General features: G+C 71.7%; 20 protein-coding genes. 16 read left to right on the top strand and 4 right to left on the bottom strand.

All coding sequences use genetic code 11. From position 1 onward, the window contains the following. The first annotated feature begins 30 nt into the window (after positions 1 to 30). From Cs7R123_RS06220 to Cs7R123_RS06175, 10 genes are all read left to right on the top strand, one after another. A complete protein-coding gene (locus Cs7R123_RS06220; protein WP_212824147.1) occupies positions 31 to 1,659 on the top strand; it encodes a hypothetical protein in 1,629 nt (542 codons plus the stop codon). Positions 1,660 to 1,719: 60 nt separating this feature from the next. After that, positions 1,720 to 2,007 carry a hypothetical protein gene (locus Cs7R123_RS06215; RefSeq protein ID WP_212824146.1) on the top strand — a complete coding sequence of 96 codons (288 nt, stop codon included), beginning with the start codon at positions 1,720 to 1,722 and terminating at the stop codon, positions 2,005 to 2,007. A 160-nt stretch (positions 2,008 to 2,167) separates the two neighbouring features. Next, positions 2,168 to 2,986, top strand: a complete 819-nt coding sequence (locus Cs7R123_RS06210) for an alpha/beta hydrolase (RefSeq protein WP_212824145.1) — start codon at positions 2,168 to 2,170, stop codon at positions 2,984 to 2,986. Positions 2,987 to 3,134: 148 nt separating this feature from the next. Further along, a complete protein-coding gene (locus tag Cs7R123_RS06205) occupies positions 3,135 to 3,956 on the top strand; it encodes an EAL domain-containing protein (RefSeq protein ID WP_212824144.1) in 822 nt (273 codons plus the stop codon). Between the two features lie 59 nt (positions 3,957 to 4,015). Continuing rightward, positions 4,016 to 6,709 (top strand): VWD domain-containing protein, encoded by a 2,694-nt coding sequence (locus Cs7R123_RS06200; protein ID WP_212824142.1) that lies wholly within the window; start codon positions 4,016 to 4,018, stop codon positions 6,707 to 6,709. Between the two features lie 402 nt (positions 6,710 to 7,111). After that, positions 7,112 to 7,804, top strand: coding sequence for a hypothetical protein (locus tag Cs7R123_RS06195; RefSeq protein ID WP_212824140.1), 693 nt, complete (start codon positions 7,112 to 7,114; stop codon positions 7,802 to 7,804). Positions 7,805 to 8,645: 841 nt separating this feature from the next. After that, complete coding sequence (locus tag Cs7R123_RS06190; RefSeq protein WP_308442872.1) at positions 8,646 to 9,506, top strand: PHB depolymerase family esterase; 861 nt, start codon at positions 8,646 to 8,648, stop codon at positions 9,504 to 9,506. Positions 9,507 to 9,638: 132 nt separating this feature from the next. Continuing rightward, on the top strand, positions 9,639 to 10,490 hold the full coding sequence (locus tag Cs7R123_RS06185; RefSeq protein WP_212824137.1) for an oxygenase MpaB family protein: 852 nt from the start codon (positions 9,639 to 9,641) through the stop codon (positions 10,488 to 10,490). A 48-nt stretch (positions 10,491 to 10,538) separates the two neighbouring features. Beyond that, positions 10,539 to 11,123, top strand: a complete 585-nt coding sequence (locus tag Cs7R123_RS06180) for a hypothetical protein (RefSeq protein ID WP_212824135.1) — start codon at positions 10,539 to 10,541, stop codon at positions 11,121 to 11,123. Then, positions 11,120 to 11,380 carry a hypothetical protein gene (locus Cs7R123_RS06175; RefSeq protein WP_212824133.1) on the top strand — a complete coding sequence of 87 codons (261 nt, stop codon included), beginning with the start codon at positions 11,120 to 11,122 and terminating at the stop codon, positions 11,378 to 11,380. Before Cs7R123_RS06180 ends, Cs7R123_RS06175 begins: the two co-directional genes overlap by 4 nt. 21 nt (positions 11,381 to 11,401) lie before the next feature. Here the strand turns inward: Cs7R123_RS06175 and Cs7R123_RS06170 are convergent, their stop codons facing one another. Continuing rightward, complete coding sequence (locus Cs7R123_RS06170) at positions 11,402 to 12,283, bottom strand: metallophosphoesterase (protein WP_212824131.1); 882 nt, start codon at positions 12,281 to 12,283, stop codon at positions 11,402 to 11,404. Between the two features lie 65 nt (positions 12,284 to 12,348). Further along, positions 12,349 to 12,912, bottom strand: a complete 564-nt coding sequence (locus Cs7R123_RS06165; protein ID WP_212824129.1) for an MBL fold metallo-hydrolase — start codon at positions 12,910 to 12,912, stop codon at positions 12,349 to 12,351. A 146-nt stretch (positions 12,913 to 13,058) separates the two neighbouring features. Here Cs7R123_RS06165 and Cs7R123_RS06160 point away from each other — a divergent pair, with 146 nt between their 5' ends. The 5 genes from Cs7R123_RS06160 to Cs7R123_RS06140 all read left to right on the top strand — a co-directional run bounded on the left by Cs7R123_RS06160 (position 13,059) and on the right by Cs7R123_RS06140 (position 17,560). Next, the gene (locus tag Cs7R123_RS06160; RefSeq protein ID WP_212824128.1) at positions 13,059 to 14,399 is read left to right on the top strand and encodes a GGDEF domain-containing protein; all 1,341 of its coding nucleotides are present in this window, start codon (positions 13,059 to 13,061) and stop codon (positions 14,397 to 14,399) included. Between the two features lie 57 nt (positions 14,400 to 14,456). Then, positions 14,457 to 15,287: an LLM class F420-dependent oxidoreductase gene (locus Cs7R123_RS06155; protein WP_212824127.1), complete on the top strand. Its 831-nt coding sequence runs from the start codon at positions 14,457 to 14,459 to the stop codon at positions 15,285 to 15,287. Continuing rightward, positions 15,284 to 15,691: a TIGR03668 family PPOX class F420-dependent oxidoreductase gene (locus Cs7R123_RS06150; protein ID WP_212824126.1), complete on the top strand. Its 408-nt coding sequence runs from the start codon at positions 15,284 to 15,286 to the stop codon at positions 15,689 to 15,691. Before Cs7R123_RS06155 ends, Cs7R123_RS06150 begins: the two co-directional genes overlap by 4 nt. 34 nt (positions 15,692 to 15,725) lie before the next feature. After that, positions 15,726 to 16,916 (top strand): DNA polymerase IV, encoded by a 1,191-nt coding sequence (gene dinB, locus Cs7R123_RS06145; RefSeq protein WP_212824125.1) that lies wholly within the window; start codon positions 15,726 to 15,728, stop codon positions 16,914 to 16,916. A 206-nt stretch (positions 16,917 to 17,122) separates the two neighbouring features. Further along, positions 17,123 to 17,560, top strand: coding sequence for a hypothetical protein (locus tag Cs7R123_RS06140; protein ID WP_244871642.1), 438 nt, complete (start codon positions 17,123 to 17,125; stop codon positions 17,558 to 17,560). Positions 17,561 to 17,732: 172 nt separating this feature from the next. Here Cs7R123_RS06140 and Cs7R123_RS06135 read toward each other — a convergent pair whose 3' ends face one another. Then, a complete protein-coding gene (locus Cs7R123_RS06135; protein ID WP_212824124.1) occupies positions 17,733 to 20,894 on the bottom strand; it encodes a glycoside hydrolase family 3 N-terminal domain-containing protein in 3,162 nt (1,053 codons plus the stop codon). Between the two features lie 509 nt (positions 20,895 to 21,403). On the opposite strand from Cs7R123_RS06135, the gene Cs7R123_RS06130 reads away from it, so the two are divergent. Then, positions 21,404 to 22,747, top strand: a complete 1,344-nt coding sequence (locus Cs7R123_RS06130) for a glycoside hydrolase family 16 protein (RefSeq protein ID WP_244871641.1) — start codon at positions 21,404 to 21,406, stop codon at positions 22,745 to 22,747. Between the two features lie 76 nt (positions 22,748 to 22,823). Here the strand turns inward: Cs7R123_RS06130 and Cs7R123_RS06125 are convergent, their stop codons facing one another. Continuing rightward, positions 22,824 to 23,525 (bottom strand): NUDIX hydrolase, encoded by a 702-nt coding sequence (locus tag Cs7R123_RS06125; RefSeq protein WP_212824123.1) that lies wholly within the window; start codon positions 23,523 to 23,525, stop codon positions 22,824 to 22,826. Positions 23,526 to 25,810: the final 2,285 nt, after the last annotated feature.

The raw sequence follows: 25,810 nt of genomic DNA, 5'->3' as shown, positions 1-25,810 counted from the left end.
CAGACAAACGCACGTCGAGGAGAACGAACCATGCAAGACCTGAGCTTCCGGTGGCCGCACCAGCGGTTCGACACCCCGCTCGGCCCGGTCAGCGTCCGGGTGCACACCGGCGAGAACGTCTACGGACTGGACCCGGACCGCCTGAACACCGTCCGGCAGGGCGACACCACGACCGTCGTCGCCGACGGCCTGGTGTGGGCGGGCGGTCAGCAGCGCGGCTCCGGCCGGGTCACGGTCGAGTTCGTCGAACAGGAGTCGGGCGTACGGGTCCGGGTGCGCGCCGAGCACCTCGACGGCATCCGCTGTGTGGCGGTGGTGCTGCACGACCAGCCGACCGGTGACGTCACCGGCCTGCGCGAGGGCGACCTGCCGGTGCCCGGCACCGGCCGGGTCGTGCAGTACCCCAACGGCTGGTTCGACCTGGCCACGCCGCTGCTCGGCCTGCGCCGCCCGGACGGGGCGATCACCGTGGCACGCAGCCTGGACACCCAGGTGCGGGCCAAGCGCTTCGCCGTCGTGCCGCACTTCGACGCCCCGGAGCTGTGCGAGTTCGAGCTGATCGCCGACGCCGACGCCAGCCGCCCGAGCGCGGTGTTCGAGGTGCCGGAGTGGGACCTGCGCCGGGTCGGGGACCTGGGGCAGGTGCTGGCCGAGCACACCGAGCACGTGCGGCAGGCCTACGACCTGCCCAGCTGGGAGCAGCGCGCCGACGTGCCGGACTGGCTGCGCCAGACGTCGCTGGTCCTGTCGCTGAACGGCATGCACTTCACCGGCCGGGTCTTCCTCGACTACGACGGCATGCTCGACACGATCCGGCGCCTGTCGGAGCAGATCGACCCGCAGCGCATCCTGGCGTACCTGCCGGGCTGGGAGGGCCGCTACTACCGCTGGTACGGAAAGTTCGGCACCGACGAGCGGCTCGGCGGCCCGGACGGGTTCCGGCGCCTGATCGAGGGCGCGCACTCCCTCGGTGCCCGGATCATGCCGATGTTCGGCGCCAACGTGGCCGCCCGGGACCTGCCCGGTTTCGAGCACTGGGCCGCGCCCGGCCAGCTGCTCAACGCCAGCGGCCACATGCCGATCGGGTCGGTCGACTGGGACGCCTCGCGCCACTTCGACCACTCGTGGGGCTCGCTGGTCAACCCGGCGTACGAGCCGTGGCGCCGCCACCTGGCCGAGCAGATCGTCCGGCTCTACCAGGAGTTCGGCTTCGACGCCGCGTTCCTGGACATCTCCGCGATGTACAACAACGACCCCCGTGGCAGCACCACCGCCGGGCTGCGCGCCCTGGTGGAACTGATCCGGCAGGACAGCCCGGAGCTGCTGATCGCGGGCGAGGCCTGGTTCGACGGGATCGGCGGGATCATCCCGCTGGTCCAGGACGGGCACCGCGACACCGTGCCCACCCACCACGACCAGCCGGACCAGGCCCTGTTCACCGGCACCAACCGCTCCTTCGGGCACGTGTGCCTCGGCGATCCGGCGTTCGGATCCACCGGCGTGCACGAGGCGGGCTACAACCGCCACTGGCGGCTGCCCGTACGCGAGGGAGTCATCCCCACCCTGACGGTCGTCGACGGCACGCTCGACGCCGCCCCCGAACGCGTCGCGCTCGTCGTGCAGGACGCACACGAGTACGCCGCGAAGTTCCTGCACTGACCCCCGGGCGGGTTCACCGGCGGCTACCGGCTGACCCAGTACAAGGCGGTCGCGTACGAGGTGTACACCGACCAGACCGTCACCGGCCTGGCCAACGGCACCTACACGCTCACCGCGCAGGCGGTCGGCGGCGGCGGCCAGAGCGGCGCCTACCTGAGCGTCAAGAACTACGGCTCGGGCGTGCCCGAGCTGACCGCGCCGATCCCCGGCACCGGCTGGCCGAACTGGCGGCAGGTGGTGATCTCCGGGATCGTCGTCACGAACGGCCAGCTCACGGTCGGCCTCTACTCGGCCGGCAGCGGCGGGCAGTGGCTGTCGGTCGACGCGTTCACCCTGGTCCGCCAGTGACGGCGGACCGGTCCCGGCACGCGGACCCCACCTGGCGGTAGGTGGAGGCTCCGCTGAGAGAAGGGCACCTTCAGTTCGCTTCTTGCGAAAGAAGGTGCCCTTCTTGACATTGTCTCGTAAGAAGCGTGCGTAAATCGCTCCGACAGACGATCATGTACGGATGACCGACTTCATCCCGCCGCCCGCGCCGCGCCCCACGGTGACCTACGCCAACTGCACCGTCGCCGACCACGCCGGCTTCCGGCCGCTGCATCTCGACCTGCACCTGCCGCCGGGCGAGGGCCCGTTCCCGGTGGTGCTGTGGGTGCACGGCGGCGGCTTCTTCAGCGGCAGCCGGGTCTGGATGCCCGATTCGGTCGCGCCGTACGACTTCCACCAGCGGCTGCTGGCCCGCGGCTACGCCGTGGCCGACGTCGACTACCGGCTGGCGCTGGAGGCGCCGTTCCCGGCCCAGCTCGTCGACATCCAGGCGGCCATCCGCTGGCTGCGGCACTACGCCGACCAGCTGAAACTGGACCCGAACCGGTTCGCGGCGCTGGGCGAGTCCGCGGGCGGCTTCGTGGCCGCGCTCGCGGGGCTCGTCGGCGAGGGCGACACCGCGTTGCAGGCGGTGATCAACTGGTACGGCGTCGTCAACCTCTTCGCCTTCGAGCGCGAGGACGAGGACGGCGACCCCGACCCGATCACGGTGCTGTTCGGCGGCCCGATCCGGGGGCGCCGCGAGTTCGTGCGCTGGGGCGACCCGCAGTCGCGGGTGCACGCGGGCGCGCCGCCGTTCCTCAGCATCCACGGCGACGCCGACACGCAGGTGCCGCTGTCGCAGAGTGAGGGGCTCACGCAGGTGCTGCGGGAGCACGGCGTACGCGCCGAGCTGCTCACGGTGCCGGGGGCCGACCACTGCTTCGTCGGCCACGACGACATCGGCGGCCTGATCGAGGCCGGGGCCGACTTCCTCGACGATGTGTTCAAGGCGGGCTGAGGCGCGACACGCCCTCCCCGTACCGGCGAGATCCGGCCTTTTCGCGCGGTTGGCGACGATTCCGGGCGATGATCGACGGGAGTACGCCACCACCGGCCCGGATATGCCACCGGGCGGGTACGTCGAGCCGGTCGGGGAGGGGGCGGGCATGGTCGACACCGAGGATGCCGAGCCGATGCGGGCGGCCTTCGACGCGTTGCTGGCCAACGAGGAGATCCGCCCGCTGTTCCAGCCGATCGTGGAGCTGCGCTCCGGCGCCGTCGTCGCGTACGAGGCGCTGGCGCGCGGCCCCGCGGGCAGCATCTTCCACCTGCCCGCCGCCCTGTTCCAGTACGCGGTCGCAGCCGGGCGCCTGGCCGAGCTGGACTGGGTGTGCCGGGCCGCGGCCTGCCGCGCGGCGGTCGGGCGGCTGCCCCGCGAGCTGCCGCTGTTCGTGAACGTGGAACCGGCGACGCTGTCGATGCCGCCGCCGCCGTCGGTGGTCGAGCACGTCACCGCCGCGATGCGGGACCTCCAGGTCGTCTTCGAGATGACCGAGCGCGCCCTGTCGGGTGGGGAGGCCGAGCTCGTCGCCGCGGTCGACTGGATCCGCCGCCGGGGCGGGCGGGTCGCCCTCGACGACGTCGGCGTCCACTCGGAGAGCCTCGCGGTGATGGCGCTGACCTCGCCCGACATCGTCAAACTCGACCGGGGCGTCATCCACGCCACGGACAGCCCGCAGGCCGCGTCGGTCATCGCCGAGGTGCGCGCCCACACCGACCGCACCGGCGCGGCGGTGCTGGCCGAGGGCATCGAGACGGCCACCCACCTGGCCCACGCCGTCCAGCTGGGCGCGACGCTCGGGCAGGGGTGGCTGTTCGGGCGGCCGCAGCCGCTGCCGGAGAAGTTCGCCGAGACGGAGTACACGCTGCCGCGGATCACGTGGGCGGCCCAGATGCACGAGGTCCGGGAGCCGCTCAACGGCCGGTGACCTGTCCGGTTGCCGCTCGTCGGGTCGCGTCGGCGGCGGCCGGACTTACCGTGTGCCGCATGAGGCCTCCGCTGCGCCGCGCCGCCGCCGTCTGCACGCTCGTGATCGGACTGTGGTGGGGCGCCGCCCCGGCCCACGCCGAGACCGGCGGCCTCGGCGTGGCGGTCGCCGACGGTCCTGCCGGAATGGTGGCCCGGTTGACCAACGGCGCGTCGGCGCCCTGCCAGGTGGCGGCGGGCGGGCTGGGCGCGGTCTCGCTCACCTCGGTCATGCAGGACGGGCAGCAGGTCGCGCCGCTGGGCGGGCCGACCGCCACGACCGAGGACTTCGGCTACTACCTGCGCCAGACGCTGCGGGTGTTGGGGCCGGGCGAGAGCGTGGACGTGCCGCTGCCGACCGTGGACTGGGACGGCGGACGCGCGGTGGAGACCGTGCTGTGGACCCGCGCGGGCGGAACTTTCGGCCGCCTGTACCCGCTGAAGAACGGCTCGGCCGCGCAGCTGGCCGCGGTCTACGTCGCCCCGGACCTGGCCGTCACGGGCGCCCCGCTGTGCGTCGCCGCAACCGCCCCGGTGGGGGCTGCCGCGATCGCCGCCGACCCGAAGGCGGGCTTCCCGCGGCTGCTGGTGATCGCCGGTGCCGCGCTGCTGCTGGCAGCACTGCTCGTCGTGCTGCTGGTGCGTCGGCGGCGCCGGCCGGGTGCGGCCGCCGTCGTGCTGCTGCTACTGGCGGGCGCGGTCGTGGTGAGCTGGCCGCCGAGCGGCGCGCACGCTTTCGTCGTGCCCGACAAGAGCTTGGAGAACGACTGGGCCGAGTGCCGGACCTACTTCCAGCAACCCGGCCACGACCCGATGGGCATCATGCCGACGATCCTCGCGCCCGACTTCAAGGTCGAGCTGCGCCGGGTCAGTCCGGCCCCGAACGACCCGCTGCCCACCCGCACCGACGCGATCAGCCCGAACTGGGTGCTGCTCATGTGGGACCCCAACGACCACCACAAGTTCGTCGGCAAGGGCGGCGAGGCCAACAAGTGCAGCTCGCTCTACCACGAGCTGTTCCACGCGTACGAGCACCACAAGCGCACCTTCAGCTACCACCAGTGCGTCACCAAGGAGGAGGGCGCCACCGGGCTGTCGATCGCCGAGGTGCGCGCCACCCTGGCCGAGAACAAGTTCCGCAAGATTCACAATGACCCCGAGCGCGACCACTACGGCGACATACCGCTGCCCAAGGGCGAGTGCCTGCCGCCGCCCGAGCCCGGCTGCACCGACCCGGCACGGCTCAAGGAGATCCACAACGCCGACTTCGTCGCCGGGCTGCCCGCCACGTCGGTCCTGGCGAAGGCGTGCGCGCTGACCTCCGGCGATCCGCACCTGCTCACCTTCGACGGCACCCGCTACGACTTCCAGGGCGCGGGCGAGTTCGTGCTGGCCCGCGACGGCACCGGGGCGTACGAGATCCAGGTGCGCCAGGAGCCGTGGGGCGGCCAGCGCATCGTCACCATCAACACGGCCCTGGCCATGCGCGTCGGCGGGAACGTGGTCGAGTTGCGCGCCGACCCCGGCCGCGCGGTCACGCTGCTGGTCGACGGCACCGCCCAGCCGATGCGCACGTTCACGCTGCCCGGCGGCGGCCGGTTCGTGGTCGACCTGGGCGCCAAGCGCCATGTGGTGTGGCCCGACGGCTCCGTGCTCACCGTCGACACCTACGGCGGGCAGCAGCTGACCGTCGAGGTCCAGCCTGCCTCCACCCTGTTCGGGAAGCTGGAGGGCCTGCTCGGCGACTTCGACGGCGACCCCGCCGACGACGTACGCCCGCGCGGCGGCGACCCGCTGGCCGTCCCGCCCGCCTTCGCCGACCTGTACCCGCGCCTGGCCGACTCCTGGCGCGTCGACGCCGCCACCTCGCTGTTCACCTACGCCCCGGGCCTCGGCACGCAGTCCTACACCGACCGCACCGTCCCCCAACGGCCGGTCGACGCGGCGGACCTGCCCGGCCGGGCCGCCGCCGAGACCCTGTGCCGTGCGTACGGCGTCGCCGACGCCCCGGTGCTGGCCGCCTGCGTGCTCGACGTGGCCCTCACCGGCCAGCCCGAGTACGCCGCGGCCGCCGTGCACAGCCAGGGCGTCGGCGGCGGACCGGGCGGCATCGGCGCGACCGTGGCCAGACCGGGCGACACCGCCCGGGTCCAGTTCCCGGCCCGTGCCGGGCAGCGGGTCTTCGTCGACGTCACCACCACGCTGCCGGACCAGTGCACGCCGCTGCGGCTGCTCGACCCGCAGGACAAGGTGCTGCGGACCGGCTGCGTCGCGGGCGGCCGCGGCTACCTCGACGCCACGGACCTGCCCGCCGACGGCACGTACACGGTCCTGGTCGACCCGGCCGACCGGCCCGGTGACGTCGGCGACGTCACGGTCACCGTCATCGAGCTCGCCGACCAGCACGGCACCATCACCGTCGGCGGACCCGGCGTGGTCGCGCGGATCGACCAGCCGGGCAAGACCGCCGAGTTCACGTTCACCGGCGGCGCGGGCGACACCGTCACGCTGGAGCTGAGCGAGGTGTCGCTGCCCGACGAGTGCAACAACGTCGCCCTGTACGGGCCGGACGGGGTGCTGCTCGCGTACGCGTGCACGCTCGGCGGCAGTGGTGCCACCAAGCCGGTGACGCTGCCGTCGGCGGGCACGTACCGGGTGGTGGTCGACCCGGTGGACCGGCACGTCGGCACGGCGGTGCTGCGCCTGGTGAAGTGACGGCCGCACCCATCGCTGACAGCGGGTTTACCCGGTCCGAACCTGCGTGGCGGAGACTGGCCGGCATGCGGGCACGAGTCGTGGCACTGGCCGTCGTGGCGGCCGTCCTGCTGGCGGGCTGCCAGCCCCGGCGCGGGGCGCAACCGCCCGTGCCCGCCGGGGCGTCGGAGCACCGGATCAGCATCGACGGGCGCGAGCGCACGTATGTGCGTGTCTCTAAAGGACCTACTCGGCTCATACTTCGGGGTTCCAGCGTCTTCGCAGCTCAGGAGGGGCGCGGGCTGTGGCTGGCTGATTGAGCCATACCGCGATCTACTGGTCTGTGCTGGGCTCGGGAGTCGTTGCAGCCTAGACCAACGCGAAACGCTTTGAAAGTTGCTCAATCGCGCAGACAATGCTCAGGTGGCCGATTCGATCGCATGGGCAGGCAAGGAACTTGGGTTCCAGATCCGCAACGGCGAGGACGAGTACTTCATATCGGACTCTGGCGGTGGCGACTTTGTAGCGGTGCTGAGCGATGTCGCCGATCTCCGTATTGGCGATCTCCATGCGGCGATGCGCGAAGTACATAAAACCGCGATCGATACCACCGCGACAATTATCGATGGCGACGCCGACGCGCTAGCAAGCTTTATCGTGGACGCGCTGCCCACTAAGAAAATGCGCGTATTCGATGAAGTCTGGTTTCATATTATGTGCAACGGCGACCTTTGGTTGTTTATGAGCGTTCCAACGCCATCGTTCGCGTCAGACAAGATCTGGAATGCGATCCTCGTGCCAATAGCCGAGCGAAATGGTCTGCGCCTCGTTCAGGTTAAAGAGGTCGACGACGTTGGAGGATGGCGTTGCAGAATATTTCTCGACGCTACCAATCCAGATATGACGATTGGCGACGCCATGCGCCTACGCAGCACGATTGCCTACGTTGTGCATATCAGATTGTATTCTGAGCCTTCCGTCAACCGACCGGCATCTCTTGATTGGGAAACGGCCCGAGACCTGGTACTTTCCGGCCACCCAGACTACCTGATTGGACATGCTGAATCATCGTGGCTTGATTCTGAGCCAAGATCTCACCATCTCCGGTCCCCTTAGAAACACTGGAGAAGGTGAGATCTTGGCTCAGATTGGCTCTCGGCGGGCCGTAAGGACGCATTCGATGCGCCCGACCCCCCGCGCGCGCCGCCACCGGCACACGGACCGCGCCCCGTCCGCCCGCGCTCGCATCGTCGCGCACCCGCGCCGAATGCTGGGCAACCTTCTGGACCATCACGCCAGTTTAACTGAGAAATATGTTTAGAACTGCTAGCGCACTCACGTATAGAAGCGGGGAAATCAATAAGAAGAAATTCCAGAAATCCCGTTTTAGTATCTGCCTGTAGTTTTTGTTGGAATATCGGGGCCTATTCTCTCTCGAGTCCCGCCAATCATAATATAAGGCAAGGACTGTCGTCGTTAACACCAATGGCCAAGCGAGCAAGAGTCCCAACGCCCTAATCGGCATCGGGGCCGATTTATCGGTTACATAGACTTTGTTTACCCGCAGACCGGAGGACATGAAAATTAACCCGATTGCCATATAATCGCGAAGCAATTCAGGAAAGCTTATATGCAAACCAATCCAACCAAGCGGATATACGATAAGGAGATCGAGTATCCACTTTTCCGCTGGGCGGACTGTGTCATCCCAGAAGCCCGCGATGTTAAGTAGAAAGCTATGCCAACTTACGTCGAATGCGCTCTTTATTGTCGCCATCAGCCCGATGGTGGCGAGAGCTGCTGATACGTGTTGGCGGACATGCCGCAAGCTGCGCACGAGCGTAGATACCTGATCGGCCGTGTCGTCACTGTGCACGCTCTTCCTCTTACTGCTCGCGCCAGCGTCTGGGCTCATGACGTGCATGGTGTCATCTGATCGCTACATTTACATCAACCGTTGACAGGTGAGGCCCGCAACTACCTCGACCATGCGTGTGAGCTGCCCAGTTTGGGCGGTCCTTTAGAGACACGCACATACACGCTGTACGTGCCGCCGAACCTGCCGGAGGGCGCGGCGGTGCCGCTGGTCGTGGTGCTGCACGGCGGGTTCGGCACCGGGTCGCAGGCGCGCGGCTCGTACCGGTGGGACGAGCAGGCCGACCAGGGCGGGTTCGCGGTGGCGTACCCGGACGGCCTGGTCCGGGCGTGGGCGGTCGGCGGCGGCTGCTGCGGCCGCCCCGGTGAGCAGGGCGTCGACGACGTCGCGTTCATCGCGGCGATGGTGGCGCGGGTGGGGGAGACGCTGCGGGTCGATCCGGCGCGGGTGTACGCCACCGGCATCTCCAACGGCGGGCTGATGGCATACCGGCTGGCCTGCGACACCACGCTGTTCGCCGCGATCGGGCCGGTCGCGGCGACCCGGCTGGGCGGCTGCGACCACCCCGCGCCCGTGTCGGTGATCCACGTGCACGGCGACGCCGACCACAACATCGCGCTCGACGGCAGCCCCGGCGACGGCTTCGCCACCATCGACGGGCCGCCCGTGCCGGAGGTGATCGACGGCTGGCGCGCGGTCGACGGCTGCGCCGCCCCAGCCGTCACCACGGCGGGCGGGGTGACCACGGCGCTGTCGTCCTGCCCCGACGGCCGCGCGGTCGAGCTGATCGTCGTCGCCGGGGCCGGCCACCAGTGGCCCGGCTCGGTCCCCAAACCCGTCCTGGAACGCGCCCTCGGCCTCGACCCGCCGTCGACCGCCCTCGACGCCACCGCCGCCATCTGGACCTTCTTCGCCGCCCACCCCCGCCCCACGTCGCGCTAGGGCGCCGCGGCGTTCGTGCAGTTTCGGGGAAAGTGCTGGAATCTTGGCTCGGATTCGTGCACTTTCCCCGAAACTGCACAAACCTCATCGCCCGGTCGGCGCGCGATCGGACGGTGGGAGAGGATCTCGTGTGTGGAGACCCCTGCCGGCACCGGCCGTTCGCAGCCGTCGGTGACGGACCATTACGCGGTCTACCGGCATCTCGCGCTGCGGGAGTTCGGTACGGACATGCGGCTGGGGCTCAACCTGGCGTTCTACCGGACGTTCGCGGTGCCCGCGATCGCGCGGCTGCTGCTGGACACCGGCGAGCTGACCGAACGCACCCGCAAGCGGGCCGACGACACCGGCCTGATGATGTACGAGCTGATCGCCCACGGCCCCGACCACCCGCGCGCCCGCCACGTCATCGCGATGCTCAACCGCATCCACCGCGTCTACGACATCAGCCCCGACGAGTACCGCTACGTCCTGGGCACGTTCGTCTTCATCCCGACCCGGTGGATCGACCGCTACGGCCCGCGCCGCCTGCGTTCCGAGGAGCGGGCGGCGACCTGGCACTTCTACCGCGCGGTCGGGCGGCTGATGAACATCGGCGACCTACCCGCGACCTGGGCGGAGTTCGAGACCTGGTTCGACGCGTACGAGCGCGCGAACTTCGCCCACGACGACGCCGCGACCAGGCTGATCGACGCGACCCGCGACGTGCTCGCCAACCGGTTCCCCAAGCCCCTGCGCCGCTTCGCCGCCGCCGCGGGCGACGCCCTGCTCGACGAGCCGGTGCGCCGGGCGCTCGGCGTGCCCCGGCCGAACCCCGCGATCCGGGCGGCGGTGCACCTGCTGCTCAAGCTCAGCGCCCTGGTCCGCCGCCTGCGGCCGGTGCCGGAGCCGTTCTTCGTGCCGGGCCGGCCGTCGCGGACCTATCCGGACGGATACCGGCTGGCAGATCTCGGCCCCGATCCGATCAGGCCGGTCGCACGGCGGTGATCAGTTCAGGGCGAGGGGCACTGGCGGACGGGCCCTAGCATCTGGCCCGTGGCACAACGGGGGACCTGGTGGCGCCGCCACCGCCGGGCGGTATGGGTGATCGCGGCCCTGGGCCTGCTGGCGGGCGGGCTCGGCGCCGTGCCCGCCGTGGACATGGCGCTGGTGCCGCCGCCGGAACCCGGGCCGGTCTGCCCGCTGCTGCGGGCTGAGCTGCTCGACCTGATGGTGCCCGGTCGGGTCTCGGCCGAGGAGGGCACGGTCGACCTCGATCCGGACCGGCCCTTTCGCGGTGCCTGGTGTCTGGTCCGCACGGCAGGAGAACCCGGGACGGACCCTGGGGCGGTGTCCCTGGGGGTGACCGTGTCCGCGACCGGCCGGAAGGGCTGGGACGGTCCGCTGGCCCTGTCCGAGCTGGCGCTGGCGGATCGGGGCTTCCTGAACTCGCGGGTCTTCCGGTTGCCGGAACTCGGCCCCGGGTCGCGCTACTGGACCGGCCGCGACGGCACGGTGTACGTGGCGACCCGGCTGGCCACGTACGTGATCGTGGTCGACTACCTCAATCTGGATCTCCCGCCGCAGCGGCGGGTCGAGGCGGCGGTCCTGGCCGCGCGGGAAGTGCAGGCAAAGCTGTGATCAACGATGGCACGTCCCGGGCGGGCGCCACCGCATGGGCCCTGGCCCAGACCCGCATCGACCGCCCGGCGCCGAACTGGTTCGTCCGCAACCTGATCGCGGCCCTGGTCATGGTGGTGTGCCTGTTCGGCGGCTACCGGCTGGCCGTCAACCTGGTCGAGCCGGTGACCCGCTGGCAGATCGAGCAGGCCGACCGCGACGCCGTACGGCCCCCGCTGCCGCCCCTGCCGACGGCCCCGTTCAGCGGATCGCGTTGATCAGCGGATCGCGTGGACCGGTCAGTGGCAGGCGGCGGTGCCGGTGTCGGTGAAGGTCTTCCCCTCCTCCGGCACGAACCTCCACTCGTAGCCGTCGGTGTGCAGCGTGAACGCGATGACGCCGAACGTGGCGTTGTCGCGCACCTCGCTGTTGGGCTGGATGGTCCCGAACTGGTACAGCCCGCCCCCGCCCGTCCCGACCACGAAGGTGCGGATGCCGTGGGCAGGGTCGGCCCGCCCGGCCGGGTCCATCGGCGCGAAGCGTTCGTACTGGTGGTTGTGTCCGGCGAGGACGACCTCGGCGCCGCTGTCGTAGAGGGCCTGGAACAGCGGCAGGGTCGAGGTCTCCGGGGCGTGGTTGGCGCCCGAGGTGAACAGCGGATGGTGCCAGTACGCCAGCGTGCAGTGCCGACCGCTGGCGGCCAGGTCGGCGCGCAGCCACCGCTCCTGCGCCGACCCGGCTGCCATGTCGATGTTGGAGTTCAGCGACACGATGTGCCAGGTGCCCAGGTCGTAGGAGTAGTAGCCGAGTCCGGGCGGCCCGGCGGCGGCACCGAAGTAGTCGTAGTAGGCGCTCGCGCCGGGGGTGCGGTAGTCGTGGTTGCCCGGGGTGGGCCGGGTGCGGGTCTTGTGCCGGCCCCAGGTCGGGCCGTACAGCGACGCGAACTGCTTGGCGGTGCCGCTGTCGTACGCGTTGTCACCGAGGGTGAACACGGTCCCGCCGATGCCGTCGAGCAGCGCCGCGGTGGCGCTGTCGCCCTTGCCCGAGGTGGCGATGTCGCCCGCGCCGACCAGCACCGGATCGGCGGCCCAGCCGGGCGGCCCCGTCGGTGTGCCGTCCGGGCCGCAGCCGGTCAGGCCCAGCAGCAGCGCGGCCAGCGCGGCGAAAACGTGTCTGCGCATGATGGGGCGATGGTAGGCAGGCCAGGCTGAAAGCACGCTGAACGCGGTACGCGCAACGGGTGACGTCAGCGCGGCGTGTTCTCGTCCGGCACGAACGGGGACCCGTGGCCGGGCACGATCAGCGACGGCCGCAGCGCGAGCACCCGCGCCCGTGACGCGGTCAGCGCGTCGGCGTCGGTGGCGCGCGGGTCGTGCACCGGGCCGCCGGAGTGCCACCACACGTGGGTGAGCGCGACCAGGCCGTCGGCGGTGTCGACCAGCGTGGTGATGTCCTCGGCGGTGTGGCCCGGGGTGCGGATCAGCCGGATCGAGTCGGTGAGCGCGAACCCCTCGGCGTCGCGGCTGACCCACTGGTCGTCGAGGTAGTAGGCCCAGTGGTCGTGGTAGCGGGCGTTGAGGAACAGCGCCGCGTTGATGGTGTGGTCGGGGTGGTGGTGGCTGAACACGACGTCGGTGACGTCGCCGGGGTCGATGCCCAGGGCCCGCATCGGCGCCAGGATCTGCTGCCGGTCGGCGACCATGCCCGGGTCGACCACGGCCAGGGTGCCGCCGTCGCGCAGCAGCACGACCGAGCTGGCCACCCGGTCGCCGACGTAGCCGTTGTTGAGCACCCACAGTTCCGCGGTCACCCGCGTAGGCTATCGCGATCATCGTGCGGTACGTGCATCGGTATCCGGTTGGCCCCGATTCGCCGCTGCCCGCGTGGCTACGATGGGCGGGTGTGGGGCGCTGACCAGCCAGCACCGGCCGCGGGTCGCGCCGACGGCGGCCGTACATGAGCGCGGTGCGGCGGTGGCTGGCGGCACTCGCGGCGTGGTGGCGTGACGGCGGGCCGCTGCTCGACCGGTTCGCCCGGCTCGGGCCGCGGCTCATCTTCGCGTTCCTGGCCGTGTCGCTGCTGCTGCCGCTGGTGGGGCTCGTGGCCGTACGCGAGCAGCACTCGGCCGGCGCGCGCGCCGCGCAGGCCGAGGGGGAGCGGGTGGCGCGGCACATCGCGCACAACATCGTCCGCCCGCTCGGCCCCGGCCAGCCCCGGATGTACCAGCGGCTCGACGAGTTGCAGCAGTACATCGGCGACCTGCACCAGGATCTGGGCCGCGACGTCGAGGTGGTCGACCGCGACCTGCGCATCCTCGCCGACGCGGTGCCCGGCCGCCAGGGACAGCTGCTGCGCGACGATCCGCTGGGGCAGGTCGCCGCGACGATGCGCGACGGCGTGCCGCGGGCGTTCACCGAGCGGGGAGACGACTACCCGCACGGCATCGAGGTGGTCGCGGTCCCGGTCCGCGGCACGAAGAACGCGATCGTCGGGGCGGTGCTGCTGGAGTACACGTCCACCTATCGGGAGCTGACCGGTGCCGGGGTCCACATCACCCGGGCGATGGCGGCGGCGAGCATGCTGGGCATGACGGCGGCGCTGGTGCTGGGATACCTGCTGGCGTACGGCATCGTCCGTGACGTGCGCCGGCTGACCCGGGCCGCGGACCTGCTGGCGGCGGGGCACGACGACGTACGGGTGGCGGTGGGCTCGCGTGGGGAGCTCGGACGGCTGGCGGCGGCGTTCAACACGATGGCCGAGCGGATCAGCGAGCAGAAGGCGATGCTGACCGACCTGGCCACCAGCGACCCGCTGACCGGGCTGCGCAACCGGCGCTCGTTCCACGCACAGCTGGAGACCGAGCTGGACAAGGCCCGCGCGCTGGGCAGCGCGCTGTCGGTGCTGATGCTGGACCTGGACGAGTTCAAGTCCATCAACGACCGGTACGGGCACCTGGCCGGGGACGCGGCCCTGAGCCAGGTGGCGGCGGCGATCCAGCAGCAGCTGCGCGCCGACGACGTGGCGGCGCGGCTGGGCGGCGAGGAGTTCGGGGTGCTGCTGCACACCGGCAGTGAGCGGGCGTTCGAGGTCGCGGAGCGGCTGCGGGCGGCGGTGGCGCGTACACCGATCCGGTACGAGGAGCTGGAGCTGTCGATCACGGTGAGCATCGGGGTGGTCAGCTGCCCGGTGCACGGGCAGACCAGCGCGGCGCTGCTCCAGCGCGCCGACGAGGCGCTGTACCGGGCCAAGCGGGACGGCCGCGACCGGGTGTGCGGGCCGCCGGACGCACCGGCTTAGGCGTTTGCGCCGGTATCGGGGTGTAGCGCCCATAAGCTGGGCACCGAGGAGGCGGCGATGGAGTTCGGGGTCGGCTACTTTCCCACGCACGACGGGATGCGGCCGGGCGAGGTGGCCCGGCTCGTCGAGGAACGCGGCCAGGACGCCCTGTTCTTCGCCGAGCACAGCCACATCCCGGCCAGCCGCGAGTCGCCGTACCCGTTCGGCGAGATGCCGCCGAAGTACTGGCACTGCTACGACCTGTTCGTGGCACTGACCGCCGCCGCCGAGGCCACCTCGCGGCTGCGCGTGGGCAGCGGCATCTGCCTGGTGATCCAGCGCGATCCGATCCACACCGCCAAGGCGGTTGCCAGCGTCGACCACCTGTCCGGCGGGCGCTTCGAGTTCGGCGTGGGCGCGGGGTGGAACCGCGAGGAGATGCGCAACCACGGCACCGACCCGAAGGTGCGCATGGCGGTGCTGCGCGAGCGGGTCGAGGCGATGAAGGCGATCTGGGCCGATCACGAGGCCAGCTACCAGGGACAGCACGTGTCGTTCGACCGGATCTGGTCGTACCCGAAGCCGGCCCAGTGGCCGCACCCGCCGGTCCTGGTCGGCGGCACCGGCCCGACCGTGCTGGAGCGGGTGCTGTCCTTCGGCGACGGCTGGCTGCCCAACTACGGCGAGGACCCGGGCGTGTTCGCGCGCGTCGACGAGCTGCGGGCGCGGGCGCAGCGGCCGGTGCAGGTGCAGTTCCTGTCGGTGCCGCCCGACCCGGCGGTGCTGGAGAAACTGGCCCGCGCCGGGGTGCACCGGGCGATGGCCTGGCTGCCGTCGGGCCCGCGCGGCCCGGTCGAGCGGGCGCTGGACAAGTGGGAGAGCGCGATCGGGGAGTTCACGGTCGGGTGACCCCCGCGCAGCGATTCGCGACGGTACGCGTGGCCCGGCTGGCCACCGTCGCCGAGTCGGGCGCGCCGCGCCTGGTCCCGATCGTGTTCGCGCTCGACGGCGACACGATCTACAGCGCCGTGGACCGCAAGCCCAAGCGCACCACCGCGCTGCGGCGGCTGGCCGACGTCGCCGCCCGGCCCCGGGTCGCGGTGCTGGCCGACCACTACGAGGAGGACTGGTCGCGGCTGTGGTGGGTGCGCGCCGACGGGGCGGCCCGGGTGCTGCCGCTGCCCGATCCGGAGGCCGCACACGCGCTGCGGCTGCTGACCGCCCGCTATCCGCAGTATCTCGACGAACCGCCGCCAGGCCCGGTGCTCGCCGTGGCCGTGGACCGCTGGACGGCGTGGGCTGCGAGCCGTTGACAGCCTTTCGAACATGTGTACTAGTATGCAGCGTATGCGGAGCGTGGCGTCGATCCTGCACGCGGATCTCGACTCGTTCTACGCGTCCGTGGAGCAGCGCGACGATCCGCGGCTGCGCGGACGGCCGGTGATCGTCGGCGGCGGCGTGGTGCTGGCCGCCAGCTACGAGGCGAAGGCCTGCGGCGTGCGCACCGCGATGGGCGGCCGCGCCGCGCTCGCCCTGTGCCCGCGGGCGATCGTGGTCGAGCCGCGGATGGCGGCGTACACCCAGGCCAGCCGGGACGTGTTCGAGGTCTTCGACGACACCACGCCGATCGTCGAACCGCTCTCCATCGACGAGGCGTTCCTCGACGTCGGCGGCCTGCACCGCATCAGCGGCAGCCCGGTCGAGATCGCCGCCAGGCTGCGCCGCGAGGTGCTGGAACGGGTCGGCCTGCCGATCACCGTCGGCGTCGCCCGGACCAAGTTCCTGGCCAAGGTCGCCAGCCGGGTCGCCAAACCGGACGGGCTGCTGGTCGTGGCGCCCGACGACGAACTGGCCTTCCTGCACCGGCTGCCGGTCGAGGTGCTGTGGGGCGTCGGGCAGGTCACCGCCGCGAAGCTGCACCAGCGCGGCATCCGCAAGGTCGGGCAGGTCGCCCGGCTGGGCGAGGCGGCCCTGGTGTCCATGCTCGGGCAGGGGTCCGGCCGCCACCTGCACGCCCTGGCCCACAACCACGACCCGCGCCCGGTCGTCACGGGCCGCCGGCGGGGCTCGATGGGCGCCCAGCGGGCCCTGGGCCGCGGGCCGCACGGCGCGGAGTTCCTGGACGCGACCCTGGCCGGGCTGGTCGAGCGGGTCACCCGCCGGATGCGCCGGGCGGAGTGCCCCGGCCGTACGGTCGTGCTGCGGCTGCGCTTCGCCGACTACACCCGCGCCACCCGCTCGTTCACCCTGGCCAAGGCGACCGACCAGACCGAGGCGGTCCTCGGCGCGGTGCGCGCCCTGCTGGCCACCGCGACGCCGCTGATCGCCGAGCGCGGACTGACCCTCATCGGCGTATCGGTCGGCAACCTCGACCGCGACGGCCACGTCCAGCTGGAACTGCCGCTCGCCCAGGTGCACCGCGACGCCCTCGACACGGCCGTCGACGCGGTCCGCGAACGCTTCGGCACGGCTGCCGTCCAGCGCGGCACCCTGCTTGGCCGAGACCCCGGCCTGACCATGCCGATGCTCCCCGACTGACGACGGCGAAGCGCGCCAATGCCGCCGTGCCCCGCTATCGGAGACGGTCACGTTCCTGAGCTGATCGGCAACCCGCGACCCGATGGCCCGGTCGGTACGGATACCCGCCGAATGATCAGGCCACGACGTCGAGTATGACGCGGCCGAACGTATTTCCCAGCGGTACGGGGAGGGATCGGCCGCCCTACGCGCATAGGTTCGTGGGCATGACCGACGTGACGTACACCCGCCTTGGCGCGGATGCTGCTGCTGGCGTGATGGATCAGTTGTGTGAGGTCTACGCCGACGCGTACGGCGAGGTGTCTGAGGAAGACACGACCGTCAAGAGCAGCGCGTTTCGCGACCGTGCGACCAGCGCGCTGAGCGCGCGCAACTACGAGCTGGTCACGGCGCGAGTGGAGGCCGAGCTGGTCGGGTTCGTCTTCGGGTACAGCCTGCGACAGGACCGCGACTGGTTCGCCGGTCTCACCCCCGATCCCGAGCCGGGGTTCACCGATGAACTCGGCGGCGAGCGCACCGTGGTCCTGGCCGAGGGTCGGTTCCAAGCCCGGACGGCCCGGTGCGTACTACCGCGAGTACGCCGTGTTCATCCACCCGCTCCGCTAGCGGACCGGAGCTCCGCGCCTATCGACCGGAGGCGCTGATCTCTGCGCGAAGATCGGCGTCTGCGGTCAATCCGTGCACTCCAGGGCTACATGCCGACCGGAAACAGCGATCTTCGCCCGCCGCCTGCCTGCGGCAGCGGCGTCTCGGCGGTGGAACGGGCGAACGCGCCCCGGGCGGGGCCGGGGCGCGTTCGGTGGGGGCGGTTTTGGGTCAGTCGACCCGGTGGTATGCCTGGGTCAGCAGGCCCACCGCCGTCGACGGGTTGCCCAGCAGGAGCTGGTGTTCCGCGTCGGCGGTCAGCGAGGCGGTCAGCGGCATCCCGGCCGGACCCGCGTCGACCACCGCGGCCTGCACGATGTCACGGGCGACCGAGACCAGCGGTTCGTCGTAGCCGAACCCGTCGCGCGCCGACCGCTGGAGCGAGCGGGCCGCGTCCTGCAACGCGCTCAGCACCTGCCCGCCGTTGCGGGCGCTGCCGTCGGCCCGCCAGTTGCCGGGCACCAGTGCCCGGTCCAGCGAGCGGACCGCCGCCGCGGCGTCGCGGTCGTCGCCGAGAGCGGCCAGCGCGGCACGCAGCGACTGGAGCCGCGCCCGGCCGCTGTCGGTACGCAGACCCCAGCCGTACGCGAACAGCGGGTCGTAGTACCGGTCGCCGAGGTTCAGCGGGAGCTGGCTCTCGCTGAGGAACCAGCTGACCGGCAGTCGCCCGGTGAACGGCTTGTCGCCGAAGAGGACGTCGGCCACGCCCGCGCCCTCGCTGCCGGGCAGCCACGACGCGACCACGCCGCTCGCGCGCGGCACCACGCCGGTGAGGTCGAGCGGCCGCCCGGAGACGGTCAGCACGACGCAGCGCAGCGCGCCGCACACCTTGTCGACCGCGGCCCGGTCGGCCGTGGACAGCTGGAGGGTGTGCCCGTTGCCGACGTCGCCGATGCCTTCGGCGTACGGGGTCTCGCCGACCACGACCACGCCGACGCTGGACCCGGCCATGGAGGCCGAGGCGTCCTTGCTGTACGTGATGGTCGCGCCCGGGGCGACCTGCCGCATGCCGTCGAGGATGCTGGTGCCGGTGCGCTGGTCGCCGGAGCCGCCCTGCCAGCTCAGCGTCCAGCCGCCGGTCTGGTTGCCCAGGTCGTCGGCGTTGGACCCGGCCACGTAGACCTTGGCGTTCTTGGCCAGGGGCAGCACGTGGTCGTTCTTGAGCAGCACCTGCGACTTGGCCGCGGCCTGGCGGGCCACCTGCCGGTTGGCGGCGCTGCCGATCGCGGCCAGGTCGGTGCGGTCGGCGTACGGGTGCTCGAACAGGCCGAGCGCGAACTTCTGGGCCAGGATCCGGGTCACCGCGTCGTCGATGCGGGCCGCGGTGACGTCGCCGCTGGTGGCGAGCTCGGTCAGCGCGGTGGTGAAGCCCTGCACGTTGAACGGCACCATCACCATGTCGATGCCGGCGTTGACGCTGACCTTGACGTCGTTCTTGTAGTCCGGGCCGAGCTGGTCGATGCCGGACCAGTCGCTGATCACGAAGCCCTTGAAGCCGAGCTGCTGCTTGAGCACCCCGGTGAGCTGGTCGGCGCGGCCGTGCATCTTCACCGGCGCGCTGTCCTCACCGAGGATCTGCAGGCTGGAGTAGGACGGCATGACCGTGGCGACGCCCTTGCGCACCGCGGTCTTGAACGGGGCGAGGTGGATCGCCTCGATCTGGTCGCGGGTGCCGTAGGTGACGCCCTGGTCGGTGGTGTACGACCCGTTGGTGGAGGAGCCGTAGCGGGTGCCGCCGTCGCCCAGGTAGTGCTTGGCGGTGGCCAGCACGGCGCCGCGGTCGGCGAGGTTCCCGTCGTGCTGGAGGCCGTCGATGATGGTCTCCAGCAGCTGCACCAGCGCCGGGTCCTCGCCGAACGACTCGTACGACCGGCCCCAGCGCTCGTCGCGGGTCACGCACAGGCAGGGCGAGAACGTCCACGGGATGCCGGTGGCCCGGGTCTCCCGCGCGGTGATCTCGCCGTCGCGCTTGACCAGGTCGGGGTCGCGGGTGGCGCCCATGCCGATGTTGTGCGGGAAGACGGTGGCGCCGTCGAGGTTGTTGTCGCCGTGCACCGCGTCGATGCCGTAGAGCAGGGGGATCTGGAGCGGGGTGGCGCGGGCGTGCAGCTGGAAGTTGTCGATCATGTCGGCCCAGGCGGCGGGCGTGTTCGGGTTCGGCACCGAGCCGCCGCCCGACAGCAGCGACCCCAGCCGGTACGTGATGATCGGGGTGCCGTTGCCCACCGCGCCCCGCTCGGCCTGGGTCATCTGCCCGACCTTCTCGGCCAGGCTCATCCGCGACAGCAGGTCGGCCACGCGCTGCGCGACCGGCAGGCTCGCGTCCAGGTACGGCAGTCCGTGCGCGTTGACGACCACGGTGGCGGTGTCGGCGCCGAGCGTGGCGCCCTCGGCGGTCAGCTTCACCGGGATGGTCTTGCCGACCGAGGCGGGCGTGCCGCCGACGGTCGCCACGCTGATGTGCTGCACCGTGCCGGAGGCGGTCCCGGCTGGGAAGGTCAGCGTGCCGGTGGCGGCGTGGAAGTCGGTGCCGTCCACGGCGGTGCCGCCGCCGGTGGCGTAGTGGACGGTGATCGCGTTGCTCAGCGGCCCGTCGCCGGGCTGGGTGGCGGTCACGGACACGTCGACCGAGCCGCCCGCGTCGGTGGTGTACGCGTCCTGCGCCAGCCCGACCCGGGGCTGGGCGCTGCCGTACAGCGAGATGTCGTCGATGAGCAGTTCGCCGGTGACGTTGCTGCCCAGGTTGACCGCGTAGCCCCACATGTTCGTCAGGGTCAGCGTGCCGTCGGTGGGGGCGCCGCCGGGCTGGTAGTCGGTGCGCTTGGTGAAGCTGCCGAACGGGATCTTCACCTGCTGCCAGTCGGCGGTGTCGGCGAAGTGCGACTCCCACAGCTCGGAGTGCTCGCCGTCGGGGCCGCCGTCCTTGACCTCGACCTGGATCTGGCGGCCGGAGCCGCTGCCCTTGGCCCAGAAGCTGAACCCGCCGTAGGCGGTCCAGTCCTGCGAGGCGGGCAGGTTGTGCGAGTGGCCGCCGTACGCGGTGGTGGTGTAGACGACCTTGAGCGCGTGGTTGTCCATCCCGGCGCCGGGCCGGTCGCCCGCGGCGGCCTGGGACAGCTGCGGGGTGCTGGCCGCGTCGTTGCCGAACGGGAAGATGCCGGGGCTGGACGTGGTGATGGGCAGGTCGCCCTCGTAGTCGGCCACGATCGGCAGGCCCGCGGCGTACGCGGGGCCGGGGGAGGCCGACAGCAGGGACGCGGCGAGGGCGGCCGCTGCCACGGCGGCCAGATGCCTTCGGCGCGGGATCGGGAACATGCCGGCTTTGCCTGACATGGGGGACACCTCCGAGAAGCAGTTCGAAGGACGCCGACCAGTCGACCGAGCGGAGCCGAGCTGCGATCCGGCGCGCGTGCCGGACCAGCGACCATCATCGATTATGACGATCGGACAATAACGATTTTCGCCGATGCCAGTCAAGCATCCGGCGGGCGGTCCGGTGGTCAGAGAGCGCTCTCCTGCATCTGGCCGTGAAACAGAGCGGAAACCTCGTGGTCAGCGGTACGGAGTCCGGATCGGCCAGTCGGCGGGGTGTCGACGCGCGCCGAAAGGCCTTATCGGGCACTGGCGTGGCCCATATGAGCAGCACATATCAGAGTGGGCTGGGTGATACGCCGGAAAGTTCGGAGTTGGCGGTCGGCTGCCAAACTCGGGCTGTCCATATTGACAAGGTTGTTTGCAGAAGTGGACCATCCACCGGAGAGCGCTCCCTCTCCGGTCGTCTCCCGGCTGCCCGCCGGGGGCGGACCGCCTGCCCGCTCCGTCCCCACTAGAAGGGCAACCCCATGACCGTTTCCCGCACCGGCTGGCGCCGGCTGCGCGTGGCCGCGATCTCGTTCGCGGTCGCTGTCGGCGGCGCCGTCGTCGCCGCGCCGCCGGACGCCCACGCGGGCCTGCCCGCCGTCCCGGCCGGCTGGACCCAGGTGTACGGCGAGGACTTCAACGGTGCCGCCGGCTCCGGCCTCAACACCGGCAACTGGCTGTACGACCTCGGCCACGGCTACCCCGGCGGCGCCGCCAACTGGGGCACCGGCGAGATCGAGAACATGACCAACAGCACCCAGAACGTCTACCTCGACGGCAGCGGCAACCTGGTCATCAAGCCGATCCGCGACGGGGCCGGCAACTGGACCAGCGGCCGGGTCGAGACCCAGCGCACCGACTTCGCCGCCCCCGCGGGCGGCAAGCTGCGCCTGGAGGGCCGCCTCCAGCAGCCCAACGTCAGCGGCGCGGCCGCCGCCGGGTACTGGCCCGCGTTCTGGACGCTGGGCGCCGCCGCGCGCGGCACCGGCGCCAGCGGCTGGCCCGGCATCGGCGAGATCGACCTGATGGAGGACATCAACGGCCGCAGCTCCGAGTTCGCCACCCTGCACTGCGGTGTGGCCCCCGGCGGCCCGTGCAACGAGTACACCGGCCTGGGCAGCGGCGAGCGCGCCTGCGGCGGCTGCCAGACCGGCTTCCACACGTACGCGATGGAGCTGGACCGCAGCACCTCGCCGGAGCAGATCCGGTGGTACCTGGACGGCAACAACTTCTTCACCGTCAACGCCAACCAGGTCGACGCGACCACCTGGAACAACGCCACCCACCACGGCTTCTTCATGATCCTGAACGTGGCGATCGGCGGCTCGTTCCCGGGCGCGTTCGGCGGCGGCCCCACCGGCTCGACCGTGTCGGGCGTGCCGATGATCGTGGACTACGTCGCGGCGTACACCGCCGGTGGCGGCGGTGGCGGTGGTGGCGGCGGCAAGGCCGTCAAGAACGCCAACGGCCTGTGCCTGGACGTCCGCTCCTCGGGCACCGCCAACGGCACGCCGATCCAGATCTACACCTGCAACGGCACCACCGCCCAGCAGTGGACCTACGTCGAGGCGGGCACCACGCTGCACGTCCTGGGCAAGTGCGCCGACATCTCCGGCGGCGGCACCGCCAACGGCACGAAGATCCAGCTGTGGGACTGCAACAACACCGGGGCCCAGGTGTTCATCCACCGGGCCGACGGCTCCTACTACAACCCGCAGTCCAACCGGTGCCTGGACGACCCCGCCGGGTCCACCACCCCGGGCACCCAGGTGCAGATCTGGGACTGCAACGGCCAGAGCCCGCAGAACTGGACCCTTCCGGTCTGACGGCGGAGCCTGACCGTACGGCACCTTCCGGCAGCATGAGAGCCGGGCGCGGCACCCCGCCGCGCCCGGCTCCTGCTCATCCGACCGGTAGCAGCCCGGACAGCACGGCGCGGCTCCACGCCGCGATGGTGAAGCCGTCGTTGAGCTCGCCCGACCGGATCAGCTCGGCCAGCTCGGCCGGGGTGACCCGGACGGTGCCGGTGATGCCCTCGGCCGCCTCGCCCGCGGCGTCGTAGAGGTCGATCTCGACATAGAACAGGTGCACCGTGTCCGAGGTCAGGCCGGTGTCGGGCTGCACCACGCCCAGCGCGTGCGTGCGCACGGCGGCCGCGCCGAGTTCCTCGCGCAGCTCCCGCTCGGCGTTCTGCTCCGGCGTCTGGTCCTTCTCGCCGAACCCGCGCGGCAGCTCCAGGTGCCACTGCCGGGTGCTGTGCCGGAAGTGCCGGACCAGGATCACGTGGTCGCCGTGGCGGGGCAGGACGACGACGCCGTCGGTGTTGCGCGCGACGCGCCGTACGTACGTGCCGAGGTGGCCCGACGGGGTGCGCACCGGATCGCGCAGGATGATCTGGAACGGGTCCTCGTAGACCACCCCGTGCAGCGCCCACGCCGCGGGCATCCCGTGCGCCTCCAGCTGCTGCCCGAACTGCGCCTCGGCCGCGGCCACCTCGTCCGGCTCGGAGAGGATCGGGAACGGGGCGCCGGGCGGGTTGGTGAACAGCTCGGGTCGCTCCTCACGCAATTTCCGGTAGCGCGCGACTCTCGCCTCGTCGTCCAATGGGGACTCCGTTCGTCGTGGTCCTGATCGGCTGCGCGAGGATGGCAGGGCAGCCCGTTCGGGTGGTGACGTTAGCGGGCCGCGTCCATAGTGTCGTGTCGGTCGGTCCGGCGTACGTGTCGAGGTGGTGCCGTGTACAGCGATCGCATCAAGCAGTTCGCCGAGCAGTTCACGATCGAGGAGCTGATCCGCCGGTACGACGCGGACTTCGACGTCCCGCTGCGCCAGCGGTACGCCGTGGGCATCCTGCGCATGCTCGGTGCGTTCGACCCGGTGCCCGGCGCGGACGGGCACGCCCGCGCCTGCCGCGTGGGGGCGCACTGGTGCGAGATCGTCCGCTGCGACATCGGCTACGACCTCATCGAGGGGCTGCGGTTCGTCGACGCGTCCAGCGCCGATGCCGAGCTGCTGGTCGCGGGGCTTGCGGCCGACCCGGGGCGCGGGTTCGACCGCTACGCCGCGGCGCGCTGGCACGACGGTGCCGGGAAGATCCGGTACCGGCTGGGCAGCTACGCCCGTGCCCGGATGGGCTTCGAGACCGCGGTCGCCCTCGCCGAGGGCGGCGACCTGTGGTGGTGCCTGCCCGACCTGCGCAGCAACCTGCTGCGCGCCTCGTTCGACGAGGAACGGCAGGCGGCCGCCGCCCGCCAGGACGCCGACAGCGTCGGGGCGCTGCGCGACGAGCTGATCGACCGGCTGCACGCCGAGATCGAACGCGTGCGGGCCCTGGCCGCCGCGCGCGGGCTGGACCTGGCGAGGACCGACTCCCGCCACCCCCACGAGCAGCGCGAGTTCGCCCGCGGCTACTCCAGCGTTCTGTACAACCTGGCGTACGCGCTGCGCGAGCGCAGCCAGTCCGAGCAGTCGCTGCAACTGGCGCGGGAGTCGCTGCGCGAGTCGCTGGCGGTCTCGCTGCGGCTGGGCGACCGCTACCGCATCGCGCAGTCGCGCAACCAGCAGGCCCTGGCCGGGGCCGACGACGCGCTGGAGCTGTTCGAGCAGGTCCGGCAGGGCGACTGGCCGCGCGGGCGGATGATCGCGCGCCAGCAGCTGGCCGACCGGCGCGGCGGCGAGCCCGGCGCCGACGACCTGCGGCTGCTGCTGTCCGAGCTGGCCGCCGGCGAAGCGGCGGCGTTCGGCGCGGGCACCGACATCGAGCTGCACGCGTACACGGTGCAGGTCTACGAGAAGATCCTCACCCGCGACGCCGGGCAGATCCCGGCGCAGCGGGCCGGTGAGTTCAGCCAGGACCTGGACGGCCAGTACGAGAAGATGGAGCGCTCGGTGCGGCGCGCCGTCGCGATGCCCGCCTACAAGCGGGCGTACGCCAAGGCGGTGCGCCCGCGGTTCCTCGCCCGGATCCACGACCTGGTCGGCGGCGCGTCCCCGACCCCGGGCCAGGTGGAGGAGGCGTTCGGCCTGGCCGAGGAGTCCTCGGCCCGCGAGCTGCTGGACATGCTGGCCTCGGCCGGGCTGCCGCAGCTGGACACGCCGCCGTCGGTGGCCGCGCCGCTCGCCGAGGGCGAGCCGGACCCCGCCCCCGCGCCGGTCGCGGTCGAGCACCCGGCCACCCGCGGCGGTGCGGCGGTCGCAGCCGCGGCCGCCGACGGGGCCGACGACGCGGACGATGACGAGGCCGACGATGAGGCCGGGGACGCCGGGCGGCGGGCGGTGGTCCGCAGCGCCGACAGCGGTCCCGACGACGAGCGGCTGCGCCGGGAGCTGGCCGCCCGCGAGACCGAGTTCGAGCAGCAGTTCCTCCAGCGACCGCTGGAGGCGGCGCCGCACGACCCGGAGATCGCGCACCGGGTGCGGATGTACACGGCCAACAACCCGGGCACCTGCGTGGTCCGGTACGTCGCCTACGGCCCGCGCCAGGCCGCGCACGTCGGCGCGTTCGTGTTCCGCGGCAACCGGCTGGTGTTCGTGCCGGTGGCGTCGTACGCGCAGGTGCGGGAGCTGGCCGGGCGGATGCCGACCGACCACGGGCCCAGGCTCGCGGAGTGCCGCGCGATCTGGGACGTGCTGATCGCCCCGGTCTGGGACGCGGTGAACTCCGGCGGCACCCCTGACCACCTGGTGCTCGTGCCCACCGACGACGTGTTCGCGGTGCCGCTGCACGTGGCCACCGAGCCGGGCACGCAGGTGCCGCTGGCGGCGCGGCTGCCGCTGTCGCAGTCGGTCAGCGCCACCGCGTACGTCGGGCGCGGGCGCCACCTGCTGCGCCGGCAGCCGGTGAGCCCGCAGGACGACCTGGCCGCGATCGTGGTCAGCGACGGTGCCGC

Origin of the sequence: Catellatospora sp. TT07R-123 (genome assembly GCF_018327705.1) — a bacterium.
Classification (GTDB): Bacteria; Actinomycetota; Actinomycetes; order Mycobacteriales; family Micromonosporaceae; genus Catellatospora.
This window is presented reverse-complemented; position numbering and strand designations above follow the sequence as displayed.

Bases quoted from the DNA above. Each gene is read 5' to 3' on its own strand.
- Cs7R123_RS06220 (WP_212824147.1), top strand. From the start codon at position 31: ATGCAAGACCTGAGCTTCCGGTGGCCGCACCAGCGGTTCGACACCCCG.
- Cs7R123_RS06210 (WP_212824145.1), top strand. From the start codon at position 2,168: ATGACCGACTTCATCCCGCCGCCCGCGCCGCGCCCCACGGTGACCTAC.
- Cs7R123_RS06205 (WP_212824144.1), top strand. From the start codon at position 3,135: ATGGTCGACACCGAGGATGCCGAGCCGATGCGGGCGGCCTTCGACGCG.
- Cs7R123_RS06200 (WP_212824142.1), top strand. From the start codon at position 4,016: ATGAGGCCTCCGCTGCGCCGCGCCGCCGCCGTCTGCACGCTCGTGATC.
- Cs7R123_RS06170 (WP_212824131.1), bottom strand. From the start codon at position 12,283: ATGCGCAGACACGTTTTCGCCGCGCTGGCCGCGCTGCTGCTGGGCCTG.
- Cs7R123_RS06160 (WP_212824128.1), top strand. From the start codon at position 13,059: ATGAGCGCGGTGCGGCGGTGGCTGGCGGCACTCGCGGCGTGGTGGCGT.
- Cs7R123_RS06155 (WP_212824127.1), top strand. From the start codon at position 14,457: ATGGAGTTCGGGGTCGGCTACTTTCCCACGCACGACGGGATGCGGCCG.
- dinB (WP_212824125.1), top strand. From the start codon at position 15,726: ATGCGGAGCGTGGCGTCGATCCTGCACGCGGATCTCGACTCGTTCTAC.
- Cs7R123_RS06140 (WP_244871642.1), top strand. From the start codon at position 17,123: ATGACCGACGTGACGTACACCCGCCTTGGCGCGGATGCTGCTGCTGGC.
- Cs7R123_RS06135 (WP_212824124.1), bottom strand. From the start codon at position 20,894: ATGTCAGGCAAAGCCGGCATGTTCCCGATCCCGCGCCGAAGGCATCTG.
- Cs7R123_RS06130 (WP_244871641.1), top strand. From the start codon at position 21,404: ATGACCGTTTCCCGCACCGGCTGGCGCCGGCTGCGCGTGGCCGCGATC.